Raw genomic sequence first — 22,364 nt, forward strand, 5'->3', positions numbered from 1 at the left:
GACTTGAGCCACCGTTGCCTCGCCAACTGTCCGGCAATTCCGCCCAAGACGAAAGCCGGACGGGGCAGGGAAACGGACAGCAAAACAACGAAGGGACCACATGAAGATTGATTTCGCTTCATCCAGGCAATCAACTCTTGGTGTGGAATGGGAACTCGCCCTCGTGGATGCGGAAACCGGGGAACTGGCCTCCGTGGCCCAGGAGGTCCTCCGCGGGGTCGCCGCGCGGCATCCCGAGCTGAACGAGGACGACGAGCACCCGCACATCAAGCAGGAGCTGCTGCTGAACACGGTGGAGCTGGTCACCGGGGTCTGCAACACCGTGGCGGAAGCGAAGGCGGACCTGAGCAGCTCCCTCGCCGCCGTCCGTGATGTCACCGATCCGATGGGCGTCGAGATCTTCTGCGCGGGCAGCCACCCCTTCAGCCCGCCGCAGCTGCAGCCGGTGACCGACAAGGAACGCTACGCCAAGCTCATTGACCGCACGCAGTGGTGGGGCCGCCAGATGGTGATCTACGGCGTCCACGTGCATGTGGGCCTGGACAGCCGGGACAAGGTGCTCCCCGTCCTGGACGGCCTGGTCAACTATTTCCCGCAGTTCCAGGCGCTTTCCGCCTCAAGCCCGTTCTGGGGCGGCGAGGACACCGGCTACGCCTCGCAGCGCGCACTGATGTTCCAGCAGCTCCCCACCGCCGGTTTGCCCTTCCAGTTCGCCAGCTGGGAGGACTTCGAGTCCTACGCCCAGGACATGTTCACCACCGGCGTGATCGACTCGCTCTCCGAAATCCGCTGGGACATCAGGCCCGTCCCGCATTTCGGCACCATCGAGATGCGCATCTGCGACGGCCTGGCCACGCTGGAGGAAGTCGGCGCCATCGCCGCCCTGACCCAGTGCCTCGTCGACGAGTTCTCCACGACGCTGGACAACGGCGGCACCATCCCCACCATGCCGCCCTGGCATGTGCAGGAGAACAAGTGGCGTGCGGCCCGCTACGGGCTGGACGCCATTATCATCCTGGACGCCGCCGGCAACGAACAGCTCGTCACCGACCACATCCGCGAGACGGTCGCCCGGCTGGAACCCGTCGCGGTGAAGCTGGGCTGCGTCACGGAGCTCGCCGACGTCCTGAAGATCATTGAGCGCGGCGCCGGGTACCAGCGGCAGCGGCGCGTGGCCGCCGAGCACGGCGGCGACCTGCGCGCCGTCGTCCTGGACCTGGTCCAGCAGATGCGCAAGGGCCCCGAAGCCTAGACCGGGCACCCATCTGACTGGCAGCAGAAGCCGTTTTCAGCGCTCATAACGGCCGCAGCTGCCAGTCAGATTTGCGGAGCGTGCCGCGCCGAAGCGTCTCAGGCCGAGACGGTGGTGACCGGCATGGAGGAATCCGGCGCAAAGCCGATGCCGCTCGGCGCGATCCCGGCCATCACCAGCTGGGCGCCGAGGGCCGCGACCATGGCGCCGTTGTCCGTGCACAGCGCCAGCGGCGGGACGGTCAGCCGGATGCCGGCGGCGCTGCAGCGCTGTTCCGTGAGCTGGCGCAGCCGTGAATTCGCCGCCACGCCGCCGCCGAGCAGCAGTTCGGTGATGCCGTTCTCCCGGCAGGCCAGCAAGGCTTTGGAGGTGATGATGTCCACGACGGCCTCCTGGAAGGCCGCGGCGATGTCCGCCACCGGCACGGTCTCGCCGCGGGCCTCGAACTGCTCCACGCAGCGGGCGACGGCGGTCTTGAGCCCGCTGAAGGACCAGTCGTAGCGGTGCGGGCCGGGTTCCTCCGCGGTCCCCATGTATTTGGGCTGGCTGAGGCCGCGCGGGAAGCGGATCGCTTTGGCGTTGCCCGTGCGTGCCAGCCTGTCGATGGCCGGACCGCCCGGATACCCGAGGCCCAGGAGCCGCGCCACCTTGTCGTAGGCCTCGCCAGCGGCGTCGTCGATTGTGGAGCCCAGCAGCTCGACGTCCCCGGTGATGTTCCGGATCCGCAGGATCTCGGTGTGCCCCCCGGAGACCAGCAGGGCGCCCAGGTTTTCCGGCAGGGCGTTGGCCGGCGGGGTGTTCTCCGGGGTCTCGCCCGGGGCGCCGGCGAAGGGGTGCCGGCCGCCGTCGTCCGTCTGCAGCAGCCCGACGCCGACATGGGCGACCAGGTGGTTGATCGCGTAGAGCGGTTTGCCCGTCGCGACGGCGAGCGCCTTGGCCGCGCAGACCCCGACCATCAGGGCCCCCGCCAGCCCGGGCCCGGAGGTGACGGCGATCGCGTCGATGTCGTCCAGGGTCACCCCGGCTTCGGCCAGTGCCTCGCGGAGGGTGGGGACGAAGGCGTCCAGGTGCGCGCGGGAGGCGATCTCGGGAATCACGCCGCCGAACCGGACATGTTCGTCCATGGAGGAGGACACGGTGTTGGTCAGCAGCTGCGTTCCGCGGACAATCCCGACGCCGGTCTCGTCGCACGAGGACTCGATGCCAAGGACCAGCGGCCGGTCGTGCTGGGTGCTGTTCATGGGCGGTCTGCTTCCCGGGGTGTGGTGGCGGAGCCGGCGGTGTCCAGCCGGAGCCGCATGATCAGCGCGTCGACGCCGTCGCGGTAGTAGCGGGGCCGGACATGGATCTGTTCGAAGCCGTAGCGGCGGTAGAGCTGCTGGGCGCGGGGGTTGTCGGCCCGGACCTCCAGCAGCACGTCCTCGGCTCGCCGCAGCCGGCTTTCCCGGATGAGTTCGGTCAGTAGCGCCGAGCCGATCCCCCGGCCTTCCTGCTCCGGGACGACGGCGATGGTCTGGACGTCCGCGATCGGCTGGATGCACATCAGCCCGGCGTAGCCCACGATCCGCCCGGCACATTCGGCCACGAGGTAGCGCCGGGTTTCGGCCTGGGCCAGCTCGGCAGCGAACATCTGCAGCGGCCAGGCGTCCACCGGGAACAGCCTGCACTCCAGCGCATGCACGGCCGGGATGTCAGCCGGGGTCATGTCCCGGAGCATCACCCCGCCGGGCAGCCCCGCCGGCACCGCGCCCGTTCCCTGCGCGGGGTTTTGTCCCTGCTTCCATCCTGCGGTTTGTCCTGGGGCCTGTCCTGTGTTCTGCCCTGCGGACTCGGCGTTCACAGCGCCCTCTTCCGCGGACCGGGGACCTGGGCGTCGGACTCGCGCAGGTACAGCGGGGTGGAATCCAGCAGCCGCTCCCCCGCGGCGAGCCGTGCGAGCGCGAACTGGCCCAGCGAGAGGGCCTCCGGCTGGCGGTCGCGGAACTCCGGGACGGCCTTGACGACGTCGGCGTACAGGCCGGCGCCGGCGCCGTAGACCGGAAGATCGGGGAGGTCCGCGGCGAAACCGACGTGCGGGCCGTCGAGCAGCTGCGGCAACTGGCCGATGCTGAGCGCATACCGGGCCCAGTAGACCTCTTTGCGCCGGGCATCCGTGGCGACGATGAACTCCGGCGCCGCATCCGTGGACTCCGCGACCTCCAGGGCGATGGCGTCCAGGCTCATCAGTCCGTACAGCGGCTTGCCCCAGACGAACGACAGCGTGCGGGCGGTGACGATCCCCGAGCGCAGGCCGGTGAACGGTCCCGGCCCCACCCCGGTGACAACCGCGTCGACGTCGGCGCCGCTCAGGCCGGCCTCGGCGAGGAGCGCCTCGATTCCCGGCGCCAGCACTTCGGCGTGGCTCCGGGTGTCTTCGGTGGCGAAGCTTCCCACGAGGGATTCCGGGGTGTCATCGGAGACGAGCGCGGCGCTGGCCACCGCCGAGGTGTCGATGGCAAGGATCAGCATCAGGTCCCTTCCGGGGTGTGGGGCAGGGGCTGTGGCACGGGGAGGGCGGGCGGGTGCACCCAGCGCGGACCGAAGCCGCGGATCACGATGGTGCGGGGCTCGTCGTCGTCGTCGGTGTCAAAGTCCAGCACCTCGGCGTCTCCGGTTGTTGCCGGGCCGTGGGCGGGCTCCGGGCCGTGGGCGGGTGCAGGCGACGGGGCCCCGCCGAGGCTGCGGACCAGGTCCACCTCCAGCCGGCTCTCGCTCAGGTGCTCCACGCGGCCGCGGCCCCATTCCACCACGGTCACGGCGCTGTCCATCGTGTTTTCCAGGTCGATATCGTCGATTTCCGAGGCCGAACCCAGCCGGTACGCATCCACATGGACCAGGTCCGGGCCGCCCGGCCGCGGACCGTCGGGCAGGTTCGGGTGGATCCGCACCAGCACAAAGGTCGGTGAGATGATGCCGGCGCGGACCCCCAGGCCCTCGCCGAGGCCCTGTGTGAAGGTGGTTTTTCCCGCGCCCAGCTCGCCGGTGAGGACGAGCAGGTCACCGGCTTGGAGCTGGGCGCCGAGGACTGCCGCGAGGGCGTGCGTCTCGTCCGCGGTGCCGACCCTCAGGGTCCGTACCCAGGCCGGTGCGCTCACGGCCGCGGCTCGCCGCTGTCAGGCTCTTCTGTGACAGGTTCTTCGTTGATGTAGCGGCGCGGCACCCGGGGGCTGATGCGGGTGACGATCTCGTAATTGTTGGTGCCGGCCGCCCGGGCCCAGTCCTCGGCGGTGGGACCGCCGTCGTCGCCGTTGCCAAACAGCACGGCCTCGGCGCCGAGGACGCTGGGGCCGCCCGCGGAGACGTTGAGCGGGCCCAGGTCGATCACCATCTGGTCCATCGCGATGCGCCCCACCACGGGGTAGTTCACGCCCCCGACGCGGACCGGTCCTCCGGTGGCGATGCGGGGGACGCCGTCGGCGTAGCCGAGCGGGATCAGTCCCAGCGTGCTGGTGCCGGCGGTGCGGTAGTTCAGTCCGTAGGAGACGCCCTGGCCGGCCGGCACATCCTTGCAGTGCGAGACGACGGTGCGGACCGTCATGGCCGGGCGCAGGCCCAGCTCCTCCGAGCTCTGCCCGTCGAACGGCGACAGTCCGTACAGGCCCAGCCCGACGCGGACCAGGTCAAAATGCGTGTCGGGCCGGGACAGGGTGGCCGGGGTGTTCGCGAGGTGGCGCACCTCGGGGTCCACTCCGGCGTCCTGGGCGACGGCGAGGGCGTCGCGGAAGGCCGCCAGCTGGTCGTCGGTTTCCGGGCGTTCGGGTTCGTCGGCGACGGCCAGGTGGGAGAAGATGCCCACCACGCGCAGCAGCCCCTGGTCCTGGAAGTCCATGGCTTCGCCCACGAGGCTGTCCCAGGCCTCCAGCGTCGCCCCGTTGCGGCCCAGCCCGGTGTCCACCTTGAGGTGCACGCGGGCCGGCCGTTCCTGCTCGCGGGCCGCCGCAACAATGCGTTCCAGTTCCCAGCCCGAGCAGCCGATATCGATGCCGGCGGCCACGGCGGCGGCGAAGTTGCTCTCCGGAGTGTGCAGCCAGGCCAGCAGGGGGGCCTCGATGCCGGCGGCGCGCAGGGCGAGGGCCTCGGAGATGTGGGCGGTTCCCAGCCAGCCGGCACCGGCAGCGAGCGCGGCGCGGGCGACGGGGACGGCGCCGTGGCCGTAGGCGTCGGCCTTGACCACGGCCATCACCTGGGCCGGTGATGCGACGGCGGCCAGGCGGCGGACGTTGTGCCGGATGGCTTCGAGGTCGATTATTGCCGAGCGCTCCTCGGCGTAGGCCGGCGGAGCGTGCGGGACGGGCCGGAAGTCACCTGTTGCTGCTGGGTAAGTCACTTAACGATTCTAGGGGTGGCTGCGCATGCGGCTGAATTCGGGCCTCCCGGCACCACCCCTCCGGGGGACATGCCCAGTGTTCGAGCCCGCGACTGGGCACCATGGCATCATGTCCACTCCCGGGTCGGCCGGGAGCGCATGTCCAGCGGCCGCCGGATCCAGGTCAGCGCACACCCACGCCCGCCCGGGGGACATGCCCAGTGTTCGAGCCCCCGACTGGGCACCTGGCATCATGTCCACTCCTCGGCCCGCAGGGAGCGCATGTCCAGCGGGAGGGGAGCCTGCTACGCGTCCGAAAGGTGCGCGATGGTCGCCGTCGCCCGCCGTTGCGCCTCCGGCGGCACGTCACGGACGATGTCCGCGAGGAAGCTGTAGCGCCGGAGCCACTGGCTGCTCTGGCGTTCCTTCCGGGCGTTGGCCCGTTGCCACCAGTCGGCGATGTCCCCCCAGCCGGGGGCAGCGAGCGAGCCGCCGACCTCCTGCACGGCCAGGGCGGCGCAGAGATTGGCGAACCGCAGCCGGTCACCGAGCGGCCAGCCGGCCAGGCAGCCGACGATGAAGGCGGCGCCGAAGCAGTCCCCCGCGCCGGTCGGATCGTAGGCGGACACCGGCAGCGACGGCACCCATTCCTCCTCGCCCGTTTCGGAGTCCACGGCCATGGCACCCTGGGGCCCAAGGGTCACGACGGCGACCGGCACCTTGTCCGCCAGCGCGTAGAGCGCCGCCCACGGGTTGTCGTGCCCGGTGAAGGCCATCGCCTCGTGTTGGTTCGGCATAAACGCGTGGAAGTACCGCAGGTTATCCAGCCGCGCCGCGGACCAGACGCCGGTGGGATCCCAGCCGACGTCGCCGAACAGCCGGACCCCGGCCTTGTGCGCGTCGAGCGCCCACGGCTCCAGCTCCTCGCCAAGCTCCGCGACGGCGGCGAGCGCCGGAGGAGGGCAGCCGACCAGTTCGCTGGAAGTCACCGGCGCCGGATGGCCGTGCGTCACCATGGACCGGTCGTGGTCCACGCTCAGGGACACCGTGACCGGGGAGTGCCAGCCGGCGATCTTCCGGGACAGTGACAGGTCAATGTGTTCCTGTCCGGCCAGGATTTTCCAGTTCGAGTCGCCGTAGCCGTCATCGCCGAACGCTGCCGCGAGACCGGTCCGCAGCCCCAGCCGTGCCGCGGCGATGGCCTGGTTGGCCACGCCCCCGGGGCAGCTGCCCATCCCGTCGCTCCAGATCTCGGTGCCGGCGACCGGCGCGTGCGGGAGCCCGGTGAAGATGATGTCCTGGAAGACGGTCCCGGTCAGCAGCAGGTCAAAGCCCTCCGCACCCGGGGTTCGGACGGAGGCAAGCGGGTCAAAACGCCGCGTCGGTATCGCGTCCATGTATGCACAGTACGCCGTCCCGGTACCGCTGGAAAGGCGTCTGCCGGGCCCGGAAGCCGCCGCAGTGCATAGACTGTCGGCATGCGGCTGATGATTGCCGGAGGCGGCGGATTCCGGGTACCGCTGGTCTACCGGGCGCTCTGCGCGGGCCCCTTCGCCGGGCTGGTCCGGGAACTGGTGCTGTACGACGTCGATCCCGGCCGGCTGGCCGCCATCAACGCCGTCCTGGCGTCCCTCGCGGGGCAGCACCCGCCCGGCGCCGCCGCCTTTCCCGCGGTCCGCGCCACTACCTCCCTGTCCGAGGCGCTGCACGGCACGGACCTGGTCTTTGCCGCGATCCGCCCCGGCGGGACAGCCGGCCGCACCGCCGACGAGCGGGTCGCCCTGGACCTCGGACTCCTGGGCCAGGAGACGACGGGGGCCGGCGGCATCTCCTACGCGCTGCGGTCCATTCCCCGCATGCTGGATCTCGCCGCCCGGATGCGGGACCACTGCCCCGACGCGTGGCTGCTGAACTTCACGAACCCGGCCGGCATGGTCACCGAAGCCCTGGTCCCGGTCCTCGGCCGCAGGGTGGTCGGGATCTGCGATTCGGCCAGTGGCCTGGTGCACCGGGCGGCGAACGCCGCCGGCGTCGCGCTGCCGGAGGGCACGCTCGACGGCGTGGGCTACTACGGCCTGAACCACCTCGGCTGGCTGTACCGGCTGGTCTCCGGCGGCCGGGACGTACTGCCCGGGCTGCTGGCCGACGCCGACGCCCTGGCCGGTTTCGAGGAAGGACGCCTGTTTCCGCAGCCCTTCCTGGCCAAGTTGGGGTGCCTGCCGAACGAATACCTGTACTACTACTACGAGACCGGACGCGCCCTGGCCGGCATCCGGTCCTCCCCCACGACCCGCGGCGAGTCCATCGACCGGCAGCAGTCCGAGCTCTATCCGCGGCTCGCGGCGGCCGGGCCGGAGGCGTACCGGCTGTGGGACGCCGCGCGGCGTTCCCGCGAGGAGGGCTATCTGGCCGAGGCCCGTGCCGCCGGCGAGCGCCGGGACGAGACCGACCTGGCCGGCGGCGGCGGTTACGAACGCGTCGCCCTTGCGGTGATGCGAGCGCTCTCCGGCGGCGGCGCAGCGGAGCTGATCCTCAACACCCCCAACACCGCCGGCCGCAGTTCCGGCGGGGGCGGCGGGGGCGCCGCGGTGCCGGCCATTCCGGGACTGCCCGCGGACGCCGTCGTCGAGGTTCCCTGCCGGGTGACGCCCGACGGCGTGGTGCCGCTGCCGCAGGAGCAGCCGGCGCCGGCCCAGCTGGCACTGCTCCGGCAGGTCAAGGACGTCGAACGGCTCGTGGTGGCGGCAACCAGCCGGGACTCCGGGTTGACCGGGCCGGGCAGCAGGGACGCGGCGCTGGCGGCGTTCGCCGGGCACCCTTTGGTCGGCTCCGCGGACCTCGCGGGCAAACTGCTGGCCGGGTATGAGGCGGCGTTCCCGGAGCTGAAGGAGCTCTGGCGCGGGGAGCCCTGAGTCCCCGGCGCTAGAGCCTGCGGTACATCAGGTGCAGTCCCACGTAGCCCAGCCGCGGGTGCAGGAACGCTTCCGGGATGGTGGCCAGCACCTCGAAGCCCAGGGACTGCCAGGCGGCCACGGCCCGGACGTTGCTTTCCACGACGGCGTTGAACTGCATGGCGCGGAAACCGGCCGCCCGCGCCGCGTCGAGCGAGTAGGCGCACAGCCCGCGGGCCACGCCCTTGCCCCCGTGCGCCGGGTCGACCATGTACCCGGCATTGGCGACGTGGCTTCCGCCGCCGCCCTGGTTCGCGTGCAGCTCCCCGGTGCCCAGCACCACGCCGTCGAGCTCCCCGCGGCCGACGGCGACGAAGGTCTGCCCCGGGGGCTGTTTGAACCACCGTTCGCGGGCCTGGTGCTCGGTGGTGTCCCGGTCCCAGGTGAAGGTCTCCCCGGCCCTGATCACGGGTTCCAGGATCCCCCAGATCGCCGGCCAGTCCGTCCCGGCGGCGGGGCGGATGTCCCAGCCCGGGTCGGTGGAATCGGTCTCTTCGCGTGTGCTCACAGCCGTCACGTTAGCAGCATGCCCGGCGCTGTGACCGGTGCCGCCCACCGGCCTATGAACCCGCGGGATTTTCAGGAGTAGTGTTTTATCGAAATGCAGTTCCGGGTGTGTTCCAGGAGGAAGGGGAAAGAATGTCGCTGATCCGCCGCGTCGCGTTCCTGTCCCTGCACACCTCCCCGATGGAGCAGCCCGGGTCCGGCGACGCCGGGGGCATGAACGTGTACATCCGTGCGCTCGCCGCGGCCCTCGCCGACACCGGCGTCGAGGTGGAGATCTTCACCCGGTCCACCTCCGCCGGCCAGGCCGCCGTCGAGCACCCCTCTCCCGGCGTCTGCGTGCACAACGTCATGGCCGGCCCGGCCCGGAAGCTGCCCAAGGAAGAACTTCCCGAACTGCTGCACAGCATGGTCGCCGAAATCGACCGCATCCGGCAGCTCCAGCCGCACGGCCGCTATGACGTGATCCATTCGCACTACTGGGTGTCCGGGGTGGCCGGGCTGGAGCTCGCCAGCCTGTGGGGACTGCCGCTCGTGCACACCATGCACACCATGGCGAAGGTCAAGAACCTGCTGCTGGTCTCCGGCGAGCAGCCCGAGCCGCGGCGGCGCGAGGACGGCGAGCAGCGGATTGTCGACGGCGCCACACGGCTGATCGCCAACACCGGCACCGAAGCGGCGGAGCTGGTCTCGCACTACCACGCGGACAATGACCACATCGATGTGGCCCCGCCGGGCGTGGACCTGGCCATCTTCACGCCGGCGTTCCGCAGCCGTGCCCGGGCCGCCCACGGGATCCCGCCGGGCCGGTTCCACCTGCTGTTCGCGGGACGGATCCAGCGCCTCAAGGGGCCGCAGATCCTCATCAAGGCCGCCGCCCTGCTCCGGAACCGGCGTCCCGACATCGACCTGCAGCTGACCATCGTCGGCGCGGTCAGCGGGGCCAAGGACTTCGACCTGAAGTCGCTGATCAGGGCCGCCGGAATGGACGACGTCGTGACCCACCATCCGCCGGTCAGCGCACCGGAGCTGGCCGGCTGGTTCCGTTCCGCCGACGTCGTGGTGATGCCGTCCTACAGCGAATCGTTCGGTCTTGTGGCGCTGGAGGCCCAGGCCTGCGGCACGCCGGTGGTCGCCACCAAGGTCGGCGGGCTGTCCCGTGCCGTTTTCGACGGCCGGACCGGGATGCTCGTGGAGGGCCACAAGGCCGCCGACTGGGCCGACGCGCTCGAAGCCCTGTATGACGACCCGGCAACCCGCGAGGACATGGGCCGCGCGGCCGCCGTGCACGCGGAGGGATTCGGCTGGCACCGAACCGCCGCGGTGACGCTGGAGAGCTACCACACGGCGTTGAGCCAGTACTTTGGAAACCTGACCATTCCGGTGGGCCACACGCCCGCACCCGGAACCATCGGCCGGTAGAAGCGGCCTGACCCACTGGCCGGCACACCCACCGCCGCCACGAGCCAAAGGACGACGATGTCTGAAACCACGATTCCCGGATCAGCCGCCACAGCAGCCGCGGGAGGCGCCGGCGCCGCGGGCGCTGCGCCGGCCGCGTCCGCGGGTGCCGCCGTCGCGCCTGCCGCGGGCGCCGCCGCCGTGCTGAGTGATCTGGAGATCGCGCAGCGGGCCACGATGCGGCCGATCGAGGAGATTGCCGCGGCCGCCGGGATCAATGCCGAGGCGCTGGACTTCCACGGCCGCTACAAGGCCAAGATCGACCCCGCCAAGCTCGCCGGTTCACCGGACGGCACTGCGTCCCGCGCCCCCGGCAAGGTGGTGCTGGTGTCGGCGATGTCCCCCACCCCGGCCGGTGAAGGCAAGTCCACCACCACAGTGGGGCTGGCGGATTCCCTGGCCCGCGCCGGCCACAAGGTGATGATCGCGCTGCGCGAACCGTCGCTCGGGCCGATCCTGGGCATGAAGGGCGGCGCCACGGGCGGCGGTTACTCCCAGGTGCTGCCGATGGACGAGATCAACCTGCACTTCACCGGCGATTTCCACGCCGTCACCTCGGCGAACAACGCCCTGATGGCCCTCGTGGACAACCACATCTACCAGGGCAACGAGCTGAACATCGACCCGCGCCGGATGACCTTCAAGCGGGTGCTGGACATGAACGACCGTTCGCTGCGCGAGGTCGTGATCGGCCTCGGCGGTCCGACGCAGGGCATCCCCCGGCAGGACGGCTTCGACATCACCGTGGCTTCCGAGATCATGGCGGTGTTCTGCCTCGCGACGGACCTCGCGGACCTCCGGGAGCGGCTGGGCCGGATCACCTTCGGGTACACCTACGACCGGCAGCCGGTCACGGTGGCCCAGCTGGGTGTCCAGGGCGCCCTGACCATGCTGCTCAAGGACGCCATCAAACCGAACCTGGTGCAGACCATCGCCGGGACCCCGGCCCTGGTCCACGGCGGACCGTTCGCGAACATCGCCCACGGCTGCAATTCCCTCATCGCCACCCAGACCGCACGCAGCCTGGCCGACATCGTCATCACCGAGGCCGGGTTCGGCGCCGACCTGGGCGCGGAAAAGTACATGGACATCAAGTCCCGCGTCGCCGACGTCGCCCCGTCCGCCGTCGTCATTGTGGCGACCGTGCGGGCCCTGAAAATGCACGGCGGCCTCCCCAAGGACCAGCTCAAGGAGCCCAACCTGGACGCGCTGGCCGCCGGCGTCGTCAATCTCCAGCGCCATGTGCGGAACGTGGAGAAGTTCGGCATCACCCCCGTCGTGGCGATCAACAAGTTCGCCACCGACACCCGGGAGGAGCTGGACTGGCTGCTGGAATGGTGCGCCGCGGAGGGCGTCCAGGCGGCCGTGGCCGATGTCTGGGGGCGAGGCGGCGGCGGTGACGGCGGCGACGAACTCGCGGCCAAGGTCGCCGCGGCCATTGAGGCGCCGCACACCTTCCGGCACCTGTACCCGCTGGAGATGTCGGTGGAGGACAAGATCCGGACGATCGTGCAGGAGATCTACGGCGCCGACGGCGTGGACTTCTCCGTCCCGGCGCTCAAGCGGCTCGCGGAGATCGAGAAGAACGGCTGGTCCGGCTTCCCGGTCTGCATGGCCAAGACCCAGTACTCCTTCAGCGACGACGCGAGCAAACTCGGCGCACCGAAGGGGTTCACCGTGCACGTCCGCGACCTTATTCCCAAGACCGGTGCAGGCTTCATCGTGGCCCTCACCGGCGCGGTCATGACGATGCCGGGGCTCCCGAAGGTCCCGGCCGCGATGCGCATGGACGTCGACGCCGAAGGCAACCCCGTCGGCCTCTTCTAACCCCCAGTTGCGCTATCACTTTTGGTTGCCATTTCCGCGGAATGGCCACCAAAAGTGATAGCGCAACGGGTCCTTGTGGATAACCGGAGCGCGGATTCTGCGTTCGGATAAGAATGGTCGGCATGCGACCACCAGCAGCCCTGCCGACGCACCTCGCCTCGGCCCCGTTCACTGTGTACGAGGCGCGGGCTGCGGCCCTGGGCAGCTCCCGGCTCCGCGCTGCCGATCTCGCGACGGCCGGCCGGTTGGTTTACCTGCCCGCCGGCTGGGAGTTTGAACTCCGGGGGCTGGCCCGTGCCCTGTCGGCCGCGACGCCGGGCGCGTGGATTTCGCACCTCACGGCCGCCGTGCTGCTGGGCCTGTGGCTTCCATCGTGGTTCCGCGGGTGCCGGGAACTGCATCTGAGCAAGCCCAAGGTTCTGCCGCCGGTCCGGCGGGCGGGTGTGGTCGGACATACCGTTCTCGCGTTCGACGACGAACTCATGGTCTGGGACGGAATCCGGATTTCAACGCCGGCCAGGACGTGGCTGGACCTTGCGCGTATCCTGCCGCTGAAGGATCTCGTCGCGGTCGGAGATCAGCTGGTGCGTCAGCCCCGCCCTGGGCTGGAGGGCCGCACGGGGCCGTGGGCGACGCTTCCCCAGCTCGCGGCAATGCTCAGACGGCATCCGAAGCTCAAGGGAATTGTGAAGGCGCGCGAGGCGCTGGAGCTCATCCGGCCCGGCTCCGACTCCGCGCCGGAAACGTTCCTGCGCCTGGCGCTGACCGAGGCCGGGCTGCCGGAGCCCGAACTGCAGCTGCGGATTGTGCCGGGCGACCCCTACTCCCCCGCTGCGGACCTCGGCTACCGGAGGCAACGGGTCGCGATCCAGTACGACGGCGGACATCACCGCACGCCCGAACAGCAGTCCCGCGACAACCGCCGCGACGAATCGTTCAACGCGGCAGGCTGGCGCTACTTCAAGTTCAACTCCGACGATCTGGCGGATGATTTCCGCGGCGCCGTCCAGCGCGTTCGGGCCGCCCTTCGCCCCGGTTAAACGCCGGTTGCCCTATCACTTGTGGAGGTCAAACCAGGGGTTTGGGCACCGAAAGTGATAGGGCAACCGGGGAGGGGTTAGCGCTCCAGGTCGCCCCGGATGAAGGCCTCGACCTTGTCGCGGGCGAGGTCGTCGTTGAACTGCTCCGGCGGGGACTTCATGAAGTAGCTCGAGGCGGAGAGCAGCGGGCCGCCGATGCCGCGGTCCAGGCCGATCTTGGCAGCGCGGATGGCGTCGATGATCACGCCGGCGGAGTTGGGCGAGTCCCAGACCTCCAGCTTGTATTCGAGCGACACCGGGGCGTCGCCGAAGTTGCGGCCCTCGAGGCGGACGAACGCCCATTTGCGGTCATCGAGCCACTGGACGTAGTCCGACGGGCCGATGTGGACGTCGCGCGGGGCGATGTCGGCCTCGACGTTGGACGTGACGGCCTGGGTCTTGGAGATCTTCTTGGACTCGAGGCGGTCGCGCTCCAGCATGTTCTTGAAGTCCATGTTGCCGCCGACGTTCAGCTGGTAGGTGCGGTCCAGGGTGACGCCGCGGTCCTCGAACAGCTTGGCCATGACCCGGTGCGTGATGGTGGCACCGATCTGGCTCTTGATGTCATCGCCCACGATCGGGACACCGGCGGCGGTGAACTTGTCCGCCCAGGCCTTGGTGCCGGCGATGAAGACCGGCAGGGCGTTGACGAAGCCCACGCCGGCGTCGATGGCGCACTGGGCGTAGTACTCCGCGGCTTCCTGCGACCCGACCGGCAGATAGCAGACCATCACGTCGACCTTGGCGTCCTTGAGGGCCTGGACGACGTCGACCGGCTCCTCCGTGGACTGCTCGATGGTCTCGAGGTAGTACTTGCCGAGACCGTCGAGGGTCGGGCCGCGCTGGACGGTGACACCGGTCGGCGGGACGTCGGCGATCTTGATGGTGTTGTTTTCGCTGGCCAGGATGGCGTCGGCCAGATCCAGGCCCACCTTCTTGCCGTCGACGTCGAACGCGGCAACGAACTGAACGTCGTTGACGTGGTACTTGCCGAACTCGACATGCATCAGCCCCGGAATCGTGGCCTTGGGGTCGGCCTCCCGGTAGTACTCGACGCCCTGGACCAGCGAGGTGGCGCAGTTACCTACGCCGACGATTGCAACACGAATCGGATGTGAAGACACGGAACTCCTTTGGGGACAACTTCATGTGCCCGGCGCGGAAGTACTCTGATGCACGACGGCGGCAGCGGGCACGGCGCCGTACGGCGCCCTTAGCATTCTAGTCAACGGCGCGGGGACCTCAGTTGTTCCCGTCCTGCCGCACCGCCCGTATGACGGGCGGTGCGGCAGGGCGGGCAGGTCGCGCGGGCGGGTCGCGCGGGCAGAACTGGCGGGCGGGAGGGGCAGGCTACTTCTGCGCCCACAGGTTGATGTCGGACTCGACGGCGAACTCGTCGATCGCCGTCAGCTCCGCGGCCGTGAAGCCGAGGTTGTTGATCGCGGCCAGGCTGTCCTCAAGCTGGCGGACGCTGGACGCGCCGACCAGGGCGGAGGTCACGGAGGTGCCCTTGCCCTGTTCGCGCAGGATCCAGGCGATGGCCATCTGCGCGAGGGTCTGCCCGCGGCCCTCGGCGATGCGGTGCAGCCCCCGCACCCGGTCCAGCTTGTCCTCGGTGATGCTGTCCTCGGCCAGGGATTTCTCCTGGGCGGCGCGTGAATCGGCCGGGATCCCGTTCAGGTAGCGGCCGGTGAGCATGCCCTGCGCCAGCGGTGAGAACGCGATCGAGCCGGCCCCCACCTGTTCCAGCGCCTCGTACAGGTTGGGGCTGCCGTTTTCGGTCCAGCGGTTCAGCATGGAGTAGCTGGGCTGGTGGATCAGCAGCGGGGTGCCGAGCTCCTTCAGGATCCGGGCGGCCTCCAGGGTCTGTTCCGGGGTGTAGGAGGAGATGCCAGCGTACAGGGCCTTTCCGGAGCGGACCGCGTGGTCCAGGGCGCCCATGGTCTCTTCCATCGGCGTCTCCGGGTCGGGCCGGTGGCTGTAGAAGATGTCGACGTAGTCCAGACCCATGCGGTTCAGCGACTGGTCCAGGCTGGCGAGCAGGTATTTGCGTGAGCCCCACTCGCCGAACGGGCCCGGCCACATGTTGTAGCCGGCCTTGGTGGAGATGATGAGCTCGTCCCGGTAGGGGGCGAAGTCGTCCTTGAGGTGCCGGCCGAAGTTGGTCTCGGCGGAGCCGGCCAGCGGACCGTAGTTGTTGGCCAGGTCGAAGTGGTTGACGCCGAGGTCGAAGGCCCGGCGCAGGATGGCGCGCTGGGTTTCGAAGGGCTTGTCGTCGCCGAAGTTGTGCCACAGGCCGAGCGAAATGGCGGGGAGCTTCAGCCCGCTGCGTCCCACGCGGCGGTAGGGCATGGAGTCATACCGGGTGTCTGCTGCAACGTAAGTCATGCGTACTGTCCTGTCCTATTTCGAGATGATGGCGGCGCTGTGGCCGGGGAGCTCGAGCTGGCGGTCCGCGAGGCGCACGCCGCCGTCGGTCGCCAGCGCGATGGTGCTGCCGGCAACGGCGAGCCGGTTCGGTTCGGCGGAGAAGTTCATCGCGACCTCCACGCTGCCGCGGCGCAGCCGGAGCCAGCGGTCGGCTTCGCTGAAGGCCACCGCGGTGTCCTCGAAGCCCAGGCCGGCGAGTTCCGGTGTCGCGCGCCTCAGCGCGATCAGCTGCCGGTACAGCTCCAGCAGCCGGGCGTGGTCGCCCTCGGCCGCTTCGGCCCAGTTGAGCCGGGAGCGGGTGAACGTCTCCGGGTCCTGCGGGTCGGGCACGACGGCGGGGTCCCAGCCCATCCGCTCGAACTCGCGGATCCGGCCCTCCGCGGTGGCCTTGCCAAGCTCCGGCTCCGGGTGCGAGGTGAAGAACTGCCACGGCGTGGTGGCGCCGTATTCCTCGCCCATGAACAGCATGGGCGTGAACGGCGAGGTCAGGGTCGCGACGGCGGCGAGCGCCAGCTGGCCGTACCCCAGGGTCTGGGACAGCCGGTCCCCGGTGGCCCGGTTGCCGATCTGGTCGTGGTTCTGGCTGCAGACCACCAGCGCCGCCGGGTGGACCAGACCGGTGTTGATGGGCCGGCCGTGGTGGCGCCCGCGGAAGCTGGAGTAGCTGCCGTCGTGGAAGTAGCCGTCCACCAGGACCTTGGCGAGGGCCTCGAGGGATTCGAAGTCGGCGTAGTAGCCGGTGGCCTCCCCGCTGACGTTGACGTGCACGGCGTGGTGGAAATCGTCGCTCCACTGCCCGGCCAGGCCGTGGCCGTTGAGGTTCCGCGGGTAGAGCAGCCTCGGGTCGTTGAGGTCCGACTCGGCGATCATCGTCGCGGGACGGCCGGTTTCGGCGGACACTTCGTCCGCGAGCGCACCGAACTCCTCTAGCAGGTGGACCGCGCGCTCGTCCTTGAAGGCGTGCACGGCATCAAGCCGCAGCCCGTCCACGTGGTAGTCGCGCAGCCACATCGCGGCGTTCTCGAGGATGTAGCTACGCACCGTGTCGGAGCCGGGGCCGTCGAGGTTCACCGAGTCGCCCCAGGTGTTGCCCTCCCCCGACTTCAGGTACGGCCCGAACCGGGAGAGGTAGTTCCCGCTGGGGCCGAGGTGGTTGTAGACGACGTCCTGGATGACGCCGAGCCCGGCGGCATGGGCGGCGTCCACGAAGCGCTGGTACGCGGCGGGTCCGCCGTAGCCTTCGTGCACGGCGTACCAGAGGACGCCGTCGTAGCCCCAGTTGTGGGTGCCGTTGAAGCCGTTCACCGGCAGCAGCTCGACAAAATCGATGCCGAGATCCACCAGGTAGTCGAGCTTCCCGATGGCCGCGTCCAGCGTGCCCTCGGGGGTGAAGGTCCCCAGGTGCAGCTCGTAGATCACGGCCCCCTGCAGCCCGCGGCCCTGCCACTGCCCGTCCGCCCACTCGTGGCTGCCGGCGTCGAACGTGCGCGACAGCGAGTGGACACCCTCGGGCTGCCGCCGGGACCTAGGGTCCGGCAGCGGGGTGGTGTCCCCGTCGAGCAGGTAGCCGTAGTCGACGTCCCCGGAGGCCGGGGCCTCCGGGGCGGTCCACCACCCGTCAGTACCGGCGTCAGTAGCGGCCCCGACGCCGGTCCGCCGGGTCATCGGGTAGTGCCGGCCGTCGGCCAGCAGCGTCACGGTGCCCGCTTCCGGCGCCCAGAGGTCGAAGCGTTCATTTCCGTTCGCGAGCAAAGTGATCACAGCTTTCCGTCTATCGGTGGGTCAATCAGTGCTTGGCGGGGACCAGCAGGGCAACCGGGTAGCTGGCCAGGATGGCGGCCACCTCCACGGCGCCCGGGCCGAAGGTGGCGCCCGTCAGTTCGTCGGTCATGGCGCTGTCCAGCTCGATGGCGGTGTCCCGCCAGCCGCCCTGCTGCTCCAGTCCCCGGGGCAGCCGGGTCGCCAGCGTGACGGCCCCGGTGCCTGCGGCACCGACCCGGTCGAAGCCGACCAGGTGCCCGGCGGCCGAGCCGGTTGCCGCCACGGGGCGGTAGCCCGTGAACAGCTCCGGGCGGTCGCGGCGCAGGCGCAGCGCCCGCGAGGTGACCAGGAGTTTCGCCGCGTCATCGGTGTACGACGCCGGGCGGTCACCGGCGTCGAGCGCGGCCAGGGCCGTGCGCCGCGCACCGTAGTCGAACGGCCGCCGGTTGTCCGGATCCGTCAGCGAGCGGTCCCAGAACTCGGTGCCCTGGTACACGTCCGGGACCCCGGGCATGGTCAGCTGCACCAGCTTGGCGCCCAGCGAGTTGACGGCCCCGTACGGCGCCAGGAGGTCCACGAAGGACTCCAGTTCCGCCCGGACGTCGGCGTTGTCGAACGCAGCGTCGACGGCGGCGGCCAGCTTCTCTTCGAAACCGGCATCCGGGTCCAGCCAGTCGGTCGAGTTGCCGGCCTCCCGGGCCGCCTTCTGCGCGTAGGACTGCAGCCGGTCCCGGTCCGCGGGCCAGGCGCCGGCGATGGCCTGCCACAGCAGGTTGGCGAGCGGCCCGTCGGGCAGCGGCGCCAGTTCCTGCAGCCGGGCCAGGGTGGCCCGCCATTGCGAGGCCATCTCGGCGAGCACGGAGATCCGGGCCCGGGTGTCCTCGCTGCGTTTGGTGTCGTGCGTGCTCAGCGTCGTCATGGACAGCGGAAGCTCGGCCTGCCGCCGGGCCATCCGATGGTGGAACTCGTCCGGGTCGACCGAGAATTCGGTGGGATCGGCCCCGACTTCCGTCAGGGTCCCCAGCCGGGTGTAGCGGAAGAACGCGGTGTCCTCCACGCCCTTGGCCATGACCATGCCGGAGGTCTGCTGGAAGCGGCGTCCCAGCTCGGCGTCCGGCTCCGGGCCGGCGTCAAGCAACAGGGGCAGCAGCAGCCCGACGGCGTCGGCCAGCTCAGGGCGGCGGCGGACGGCTAGTTCGCACGCCTCCTTCAGGACATCCGCACCCTCGGGCAGGTAGCTGCGGTATACCGGGAAGGCGGCGATGATTTCGGACAGGGCATCGGCGGCCGCTTCGACCGAGAGCCCCGTTCCGGACGGCACCAGCCGGGCCAGCCGGAGCATCTCGGAGTGGAGGATCCCGTCCGTGATCCGGCGCTTGGTGCCCCGGATCATCTCCTCATAGTCCGCCGCCTGGCCGCCGCGCAGCTCGGTGTCGAGCGCATCGAGGGTCTCCTGCCCGGCGGGGTCGACGAAGAGCCGGTCCACGTCCGCGAGGGCGTCGTAGCCGGTGGTCCCCTCGCAGTCGAAGCCCGCCGGGAGCACCTCCCCCGGTTCCAGGATCTTCTCGATCAGCAGGTAGCTGCCGCCGGTGACCTCGCGGAGCCGGCGTAGGTAGCCCTCCGGATCGGCCAGGCCGTCCGGGTGGTCGATCCGCACGCCGTCGACCAGCCCGTCGCGGAACCAGCGGACGATCTCGGCGTGGGCCTCGTCGAAGACCTCCGGGATCTCGACCCGGATGCCGGCAAGGCTGTTAACGGCGAAGAACCTGCGGTAGTTCAGCTCGTTGTCGGCCCGGCGCCAGCCGACCAGCTCGTAGTGCTGCCGGTCGTGGACCTCGCGGGGATCATCCCCCTCGGTGTAGCTGCCCTCGGCCAGCGGGAAGCGGTGGTCGTAGTACCGCAGCTCCCCGTCCTTGATTTCCAGCGCCTCAACGTCGGCGTCCGATCCCAGCACGGGGATCCTGATCCGGCCGCCGCCGAAGTCCCAGTCGACGTCGAACGCCGGGGCGTAGCGGGACTGCTGTCCCTCCTTGAGCAGGGACCACCACCACGGGTTCTGCACGGGGGTTGCGACGCCGACATGGTTGGGCACGATGTCGACGAGCACACCCATCCCGGCGTCCCGTGCTGCCCGTGACGCGGCGGTCAGGCCCTCGGCGCCGCCCCGGTCGGGGTCGATTGCGGAGGGGTCGGTGACGTCATAGCCGTGGTCCGAGCCCTTCTCCGCGGTCAGGATCGGCGAGAGGTAGATCCAGTCCACGCCGAGTGACTTCAGGTAGGGCACGGTCTCGGCAGCATCCTGGAGGGTGAAGCCGGGCCGGATCTGAAGCCGGTAGGTGGAGACCGGGGTCCTCATTTGGCGGGCCCCTTCGAATCCTTCGGCTTCCCGGCCGGCTTCTTCCGGACAGCCCCCTTGGCCGACGGTGCCTTGGCCTTAGCGGCGGCGGCCTTGGCGGCAGCGGCCTCCTCGGCAGCCGCAGCCTCGGCGGCCTCGAGCTCGGCGGCAGCCGCTGCCGAACCCTCTTCCTCGTGCTCGGCCATCACGGCCAGCGACGCGGCAGCGGAGTAGTCCACTTCCACCTCGGGGCCGGAGTGCGCGCGGAGCACCACCATCGACTTGGCAGCGAGCCCGATCACCGAGCCGGCCTTAAGCGGTTCCGCGGTGTCGGCCTGATCCGAGGTGTCCACCAGGACGTCCCAGAACTTGGAGTATTCCTCGGCCGGCAGCTCAAAGTCCACGTCGTCGTCGTGGGCGTTGAAAGCGAGCAGGAAGCTGTCGTCGGTGATCCGGCGGCCGCGGGAGTCCTGCTCCTGGATGCCGTGCCCGTTGTAGAACACACCGATGGTCCGGCCGAAGCCGCTGTCCCAGTCCTCCGGGAGCATTTCGGTGCCGTCCGTTTTCAGCCAGACGATGTCCGGCAGCTTCTCTCCTTCACCGCGGCGTACCGGGCGGCCGTCGAAGAACCGGCTGCGCCGGAACGTCGGGTGGTCGTGGCGGATCTTGTTGACGACGGCGGTGAACTCAACCAGCGGCTGGTCCATCGCGTCCCAGTGGATCCAGCTCAGCTCGGAGTCCTGGCAGTAGGTGTTGTTGTTGCCCTGCTGGGTGCGGCCGAGCTCGTCGCCGTGCAGGAGCATCGGGACACCCTGCGAGAGCAGCAGGGTGGCGATGAAGTTGCGCTGCTGCCGGGCCCGCAGGGTCAGCACGCGGTCGTCGTCGGTGTCACCCTCTGCGCCGCAGTTCCAGGACCGGTTGTGCGATTCGCCGTCGTTGTTGCCCTCGCCGTTGGCGTCGTTGTGCTTCTCGTTGTAGGACACCAGGTCGCGCATGGTGAAGCCGTCGTGGGCCGTGACGAAGTTGATCGAGGCGACCGGGCGCCGCGCCGAGCTTTCGTAGAGGTCCGCGGAGCCGGTCAGGCGGGACGCGAACTCGCCCAGGGTGGACGGCTCGCCGCGCCAGAAGTCGCGGACCGTATCGCGGTATTTGCCGTTCCACTCGGTCCACTGCGGCGGGAAGTTGCCCACCTGGTAGCCGCCCGGGCCGATGTCCCAGGGTTCGGCGATGAGCTTGACCTGGGAAACGATCGGGTCCTGCTGGATGAGTTCGAAGAAGGTGGAGAGCTTGTCGACGTCGTAGAACTCGCGGGCGAGCGTGGAGGCGAGGTCGAAGCGGAAGCCGTCGACGTGCATTTCCGTAACCCAGTAGCGCAGGGAGTCCATCAGCAGCTGGAGGGAGTGCGGGTGCCGGACGTTGAGGGAGTTTCCGGTGCCGGTGTAGTCCATGTAGTGCTTCAGGTCGTCGTCGACGAGGCGGTAGTAGGCCTGGTTGTCGATGCCCTTGAAGGACAGGGTGGGGCCGAGGTGGTTGCCTTCCGCGGTGTGGTTGTAGACCACGTCCAGGATCACTTCGATGCCGGCCTTGTGCAGCTCGCGGACCATGGCCTTGAATTCCTGGACCTGGTGCCCGACGTCGCCGGAGGAGCTGTAGGTGTTCTGCGGGGCGAAGAAGCCGATGGTGTTGTAGCCCCAGTAGTTGGTGAGGCCCTTCTCCTCCAGCGTGCCGTCGTTGACAAACTGGTGCACGGGCATGAGCTCGATCGCGGTGACGCCGAGCTTCTTCAGGTGGTCAATCACAGCCGGGTGCGAGACTCCGGCGTACGTGCCGCGCTGGTCTTCGGGGACCTCCGGGTGGAGCTCGGTCAGGCCCTTGACGTGGGCCTCGTAGATGACCGATTCGTGATACGGGATCCGGAGCTGGCGGTCGCCGTCCCATTCGAAGAACGGGTTGATGACCACGCCGTGCATGGTGTGCGGCGCCGAGTCGCTGTCGTTGCGGGAATCGGGGTCGCCGAACTCGTAGGTGAACAGCGCCGGGTCCCAGTCGATCTGGCCCTGGACGGCCTTGGCGTAGGGGTCCATCAGCAGCTTGTTCGGGTTGAAGCGGTTGCCGTTCTCGGGCTCGTACGGGCCGTGGACGCGGTAGCCGTACTTCTGGCCGGGCTGGATGTGCGGCAGGTAGCAGTGCCACACATAGCCGTCCACTTCGGTCAGTTCGATGCGTGTCTCGGACAGATCATCAGCAAGGATACAAAGCTCCACCCGTTCTGCGCGTTCGCTGAACAGGGCAAAGTTGGTGCCGGTGCCGTCAAAGGTGGCTCCCAGCGGGTATGCCGTTCCGGGCCAGACTTCCATGTGTACTCCTCGTGCGTGGCGAAAATTCTCTAGACAGACAAAAAATTCTCTAGACAGACTAC

At 69.6% G+C, this 22,364-nt stretch carries 17 protein-coding genes; 5 read left to right on the forward strand and 12 right to left on the reverse strand.

Annotated elements, in window-relative coordinates:
• Positions 1 to 100 precede the first annotated feature (100 nt).
• Positions 101 to 1,252, forward strand: a complete 1,152-nt coding sequence (locus tag AC06G6_RS14435; protein WP_479823134.1) for a glutamate--cysteine ligase — start codon at positions 101 to 103, stop codon at positions 1,250 to 1,252.
• 98 nt (positions 1,253 to 1,350) lie between these two features.
• Here the strand turns inward: AC06G6_RS14435 and tsaD are convergent, their stop codons facing one another.
• From tsaD to AC06G6_RS14465, 6 genes are all read right to left on the reverse strand, one after another.
• Positions 1,351 to 2,493 carry a tRNA (adenosine(37)-N6)-threonylcarbamoyltransferase complex transferase subunit TsaD gene (gene tsaD / locus AC06G6_RS14440; RefSeq protein WP_479823136.1) on the reverse strand — a complete coding sequence of 381 codons (1,143 nt, stop codon included), beginning with the start codon at positions 2,491 to 2,493 and terminating at the stop codon, positions 1,351 to 1,353.
• Complete coding sequence (gene rimI, locus AC06G6_RS14445) at positions 2,490 to 2,957, reverse strand: ribosomal protein S18-alanine N-acetyltransferase (RefSeq protein WP_479823138.1); 468 nt, start codon at positions 2,955 to 2,957, stop codon at positions 2,490 to 2,492. Before rimI ends, tsaD begins: the two co-directional genes overlap by 4 nt.
• A gap of 131 nt (positions 2,958 to 3,088) precedes the next feature.
• On the reverse strand, positions 3,089 to 3,760 hold the full coding sequence (gene tsaB, locus AC06G6_RS14450; RefSeq protein ID WP_479823140.1) for a tRNA (adenosine(37)-N6)-threonylcarbamoyltransferase complex dimerization subunit type 1 TsaB: 672 nt from the start codon (positions 3,758 to 3,760) through the stop codon (positions 3,089 to 3,091).
• Positions 3,760 to 4,386 (reverse strand): tRNA (adenosine(37)-N6)-threonylcarbamoyltransferase complex ATPase subunit type 1 TsaE, encoded by a 627-nt coding sequence (gene tsaE / locus AC06G6_RS14455; protein WP_479823142.1) that lies wholly within the window; start codon positions 4,384 to 4,386, stop codon positions 3,760 to 3,762. The genes tsaB and tsaE overlap by 1 nt, the downstream gene beginning before the upstream one ends.
• The gene (gene alr / locus AC06G6_RS14460; RefSeq protein WP_479823144.1) at positions 4,383 to 5,618 is read right to left on the reverse strand and encodes an alanine racemase; all 1,236 of its coding nucleotides are present in this window, start codon (positions 5,616 to 5,618) and stop codon (positions 4,383 to 4,385) included. The genes tsaE and alr overlap by 4 nt, the downstream gene beginning before the upstream one ends.
• 284 nt (positions 5,619 to 5,902) lie before the next feature.
• A complete protein-coding gene (locus tag AC06G6_RS14465) occupies positions 5,903 to 6,994 on the reverse strand; it encodes a carbohydrate kinase family protein (RefSeq protein ID WP_479823146.1) in 1,092 nt (363 codons plus the stop codon).
• An 81-nt stretch (positions 6,995 to 7,075) separates the two neighbouring features.
• Between AC06G6_RS14465 and AC06G6_RS14470 the strand changes: the two genes are divergently transcribed.
• Complete coding sequence (locus tag AC06G6_RS14470) at positions 7,076 to 8,509, forward strand: family 4 glycosyl hydrolase (RefSeq protein ID WP_479823148.1); 1,434 nt, start codon at positions 7,076 to 7,078, stop codon at positions 8,507 to 8,509.
• A gap of 10 nt (positions 8,510 to 8,519) precedes the next feature.
• Here AC06G6_RS14470 and AC06G6_RS14475 read toward each other — a convergent pair whose 3' ends face one another.
• On the reverse strand, positions 8,520 to 9,056 hold the full coding sequence (locus tag AC06G6_RS14475) for an N-acetyltransferase family protein (protein WP_479823150.1): 537 nt from the start codon (positions 9,054 to 9,056) through the stop codon (positions 8,520 to 8,522).
• A gap of 131 nt (positions 9,057 to 9,187) precedes the next feature.
• Between AC06G6_RS14475 and mshA the strand changes: the two genes are divergently transcribed.
• The 3 genes from mshA to AC06G6_RS14490 all read left to right on the forward strand — a co-directional run bounded on the left by mshA (position 9,188) and on the right by AC06G6_RS14490 (position 13,380).
• Positions 9,188 to 10,474, forward strand: coding sequence for a D-inositol-3-phosphate glycosyltransferase (gene mshA, locus AC06G6_RS14480; protein WP_479823152.1), 1,287 nt, complete (start codon positions 9,188 to 9,190; stop codon positions 10,472 to 10,474).
• Between the two features lie 216 nt (positions 10,475 to 10,690).
• Complete coding sequence (locus tag AC06G6_RS14485; RefSeq protein WP_479828697.1) at positions 10,691 to 12,340, forward strand: formate--tetrahydrofolate ligase; 1,650 nt, start codon at positions 10,691 to 10,693, stop codon at positions 12,338 to 12,340.
• A gap of 122 nt (positions 12,341 to 12,462) precedes the next feature.
• Positions 12,463 to 13,380 (forward strand): DUF559 domain-containing protein, encoded by a 918-nt coding sequence (locus AC06G6_RS14490; RefSeq protein ID WP_479823154.1) that lies wholly within the window; start codon positions 12,463 to 12,465, stop codon positions 13,378 to 13,380.
• 77 nt (positions 13,381 to 13,457) lie between these two features.
• Here AC06G6_RS14490 and AC06G6_RS14495 read toward each other — a convergent pair whose 3' ends face one another.
• The 5 genes from AC06G6_RS14495 to glgX form a co-directional block, all read right to left on the reverse strand.
• Positions 13,458 to 14,543 carry an inositol-3-phosphate synthase gene (locus AC06G6_RS14495; protein WP_307460432.1) on the reverse strand — a complete coding sequence of 362 codons (1,086 nt, stop codon included), beginning with the start codon at positions 14,541 to 14,543 and terminating at the stop codon, positions 13,458 to 13,460.
• Between the two features lie 226 nt (positions 14,544 to 14,769).
• On the reverse strand, positions 14,770 to 15,807 hold the full coding sequence (gene mgrA, locus AC06G6_RS14500; protein ID WP_479823156.1) for an L-glyceraldehyde 3-phosphate reductase: 1,038 nt from the start codon (positions 15,805 to 15,807) through the stop codon (positions 14,770 to 14,772).
• Between the two features lie 15 nt (positions 15,808 to 15,822).
• Positions 15,823 to 17,607: a malto-oligosyltrehalose trehalohydrolase gene (gene treZ / locus AC06G6_RS14505; RefSeq protein WP_479828699.1), complete on the reverse strand. Its 1,785-nt coding sequence runs from the start codon at positions 17,605 to 17,607 to the stop codon at positions 15,823 to 15,825.
• Positions 17,608 to 17,635: 28 nt separating this feature from the next.
• Entirely contained in the window at positions 17,636 to 19,966 is a 2,331-nt protein-coding gene (gene treY / locus AC06G6_RS14510) for a malto-oligosyltrehalose synthase (protein ID WP_479823158.1), read from the reverse strand.
• A complete protein-coding gene (glgX, locus tag AC06G6_RS14515; RefSeq protein ID WP_479823160.1) occupies positions 19,963 to 22,302 on the reverse strand; it encodes a glycogen debranching protein GlgX in 2,340 nt (779 codons plus the stop codon). The genes treY and glgX overlap by 4 nt, the downstream gene beginning before the upstream one ends.
• Positions 22,303 to 22,364: the final 62 nt, after the last annotated feature.

The sequence above is a fragment of the Arthrobacter sp. CJL-S3 genome (assembly GCF_056711635.1).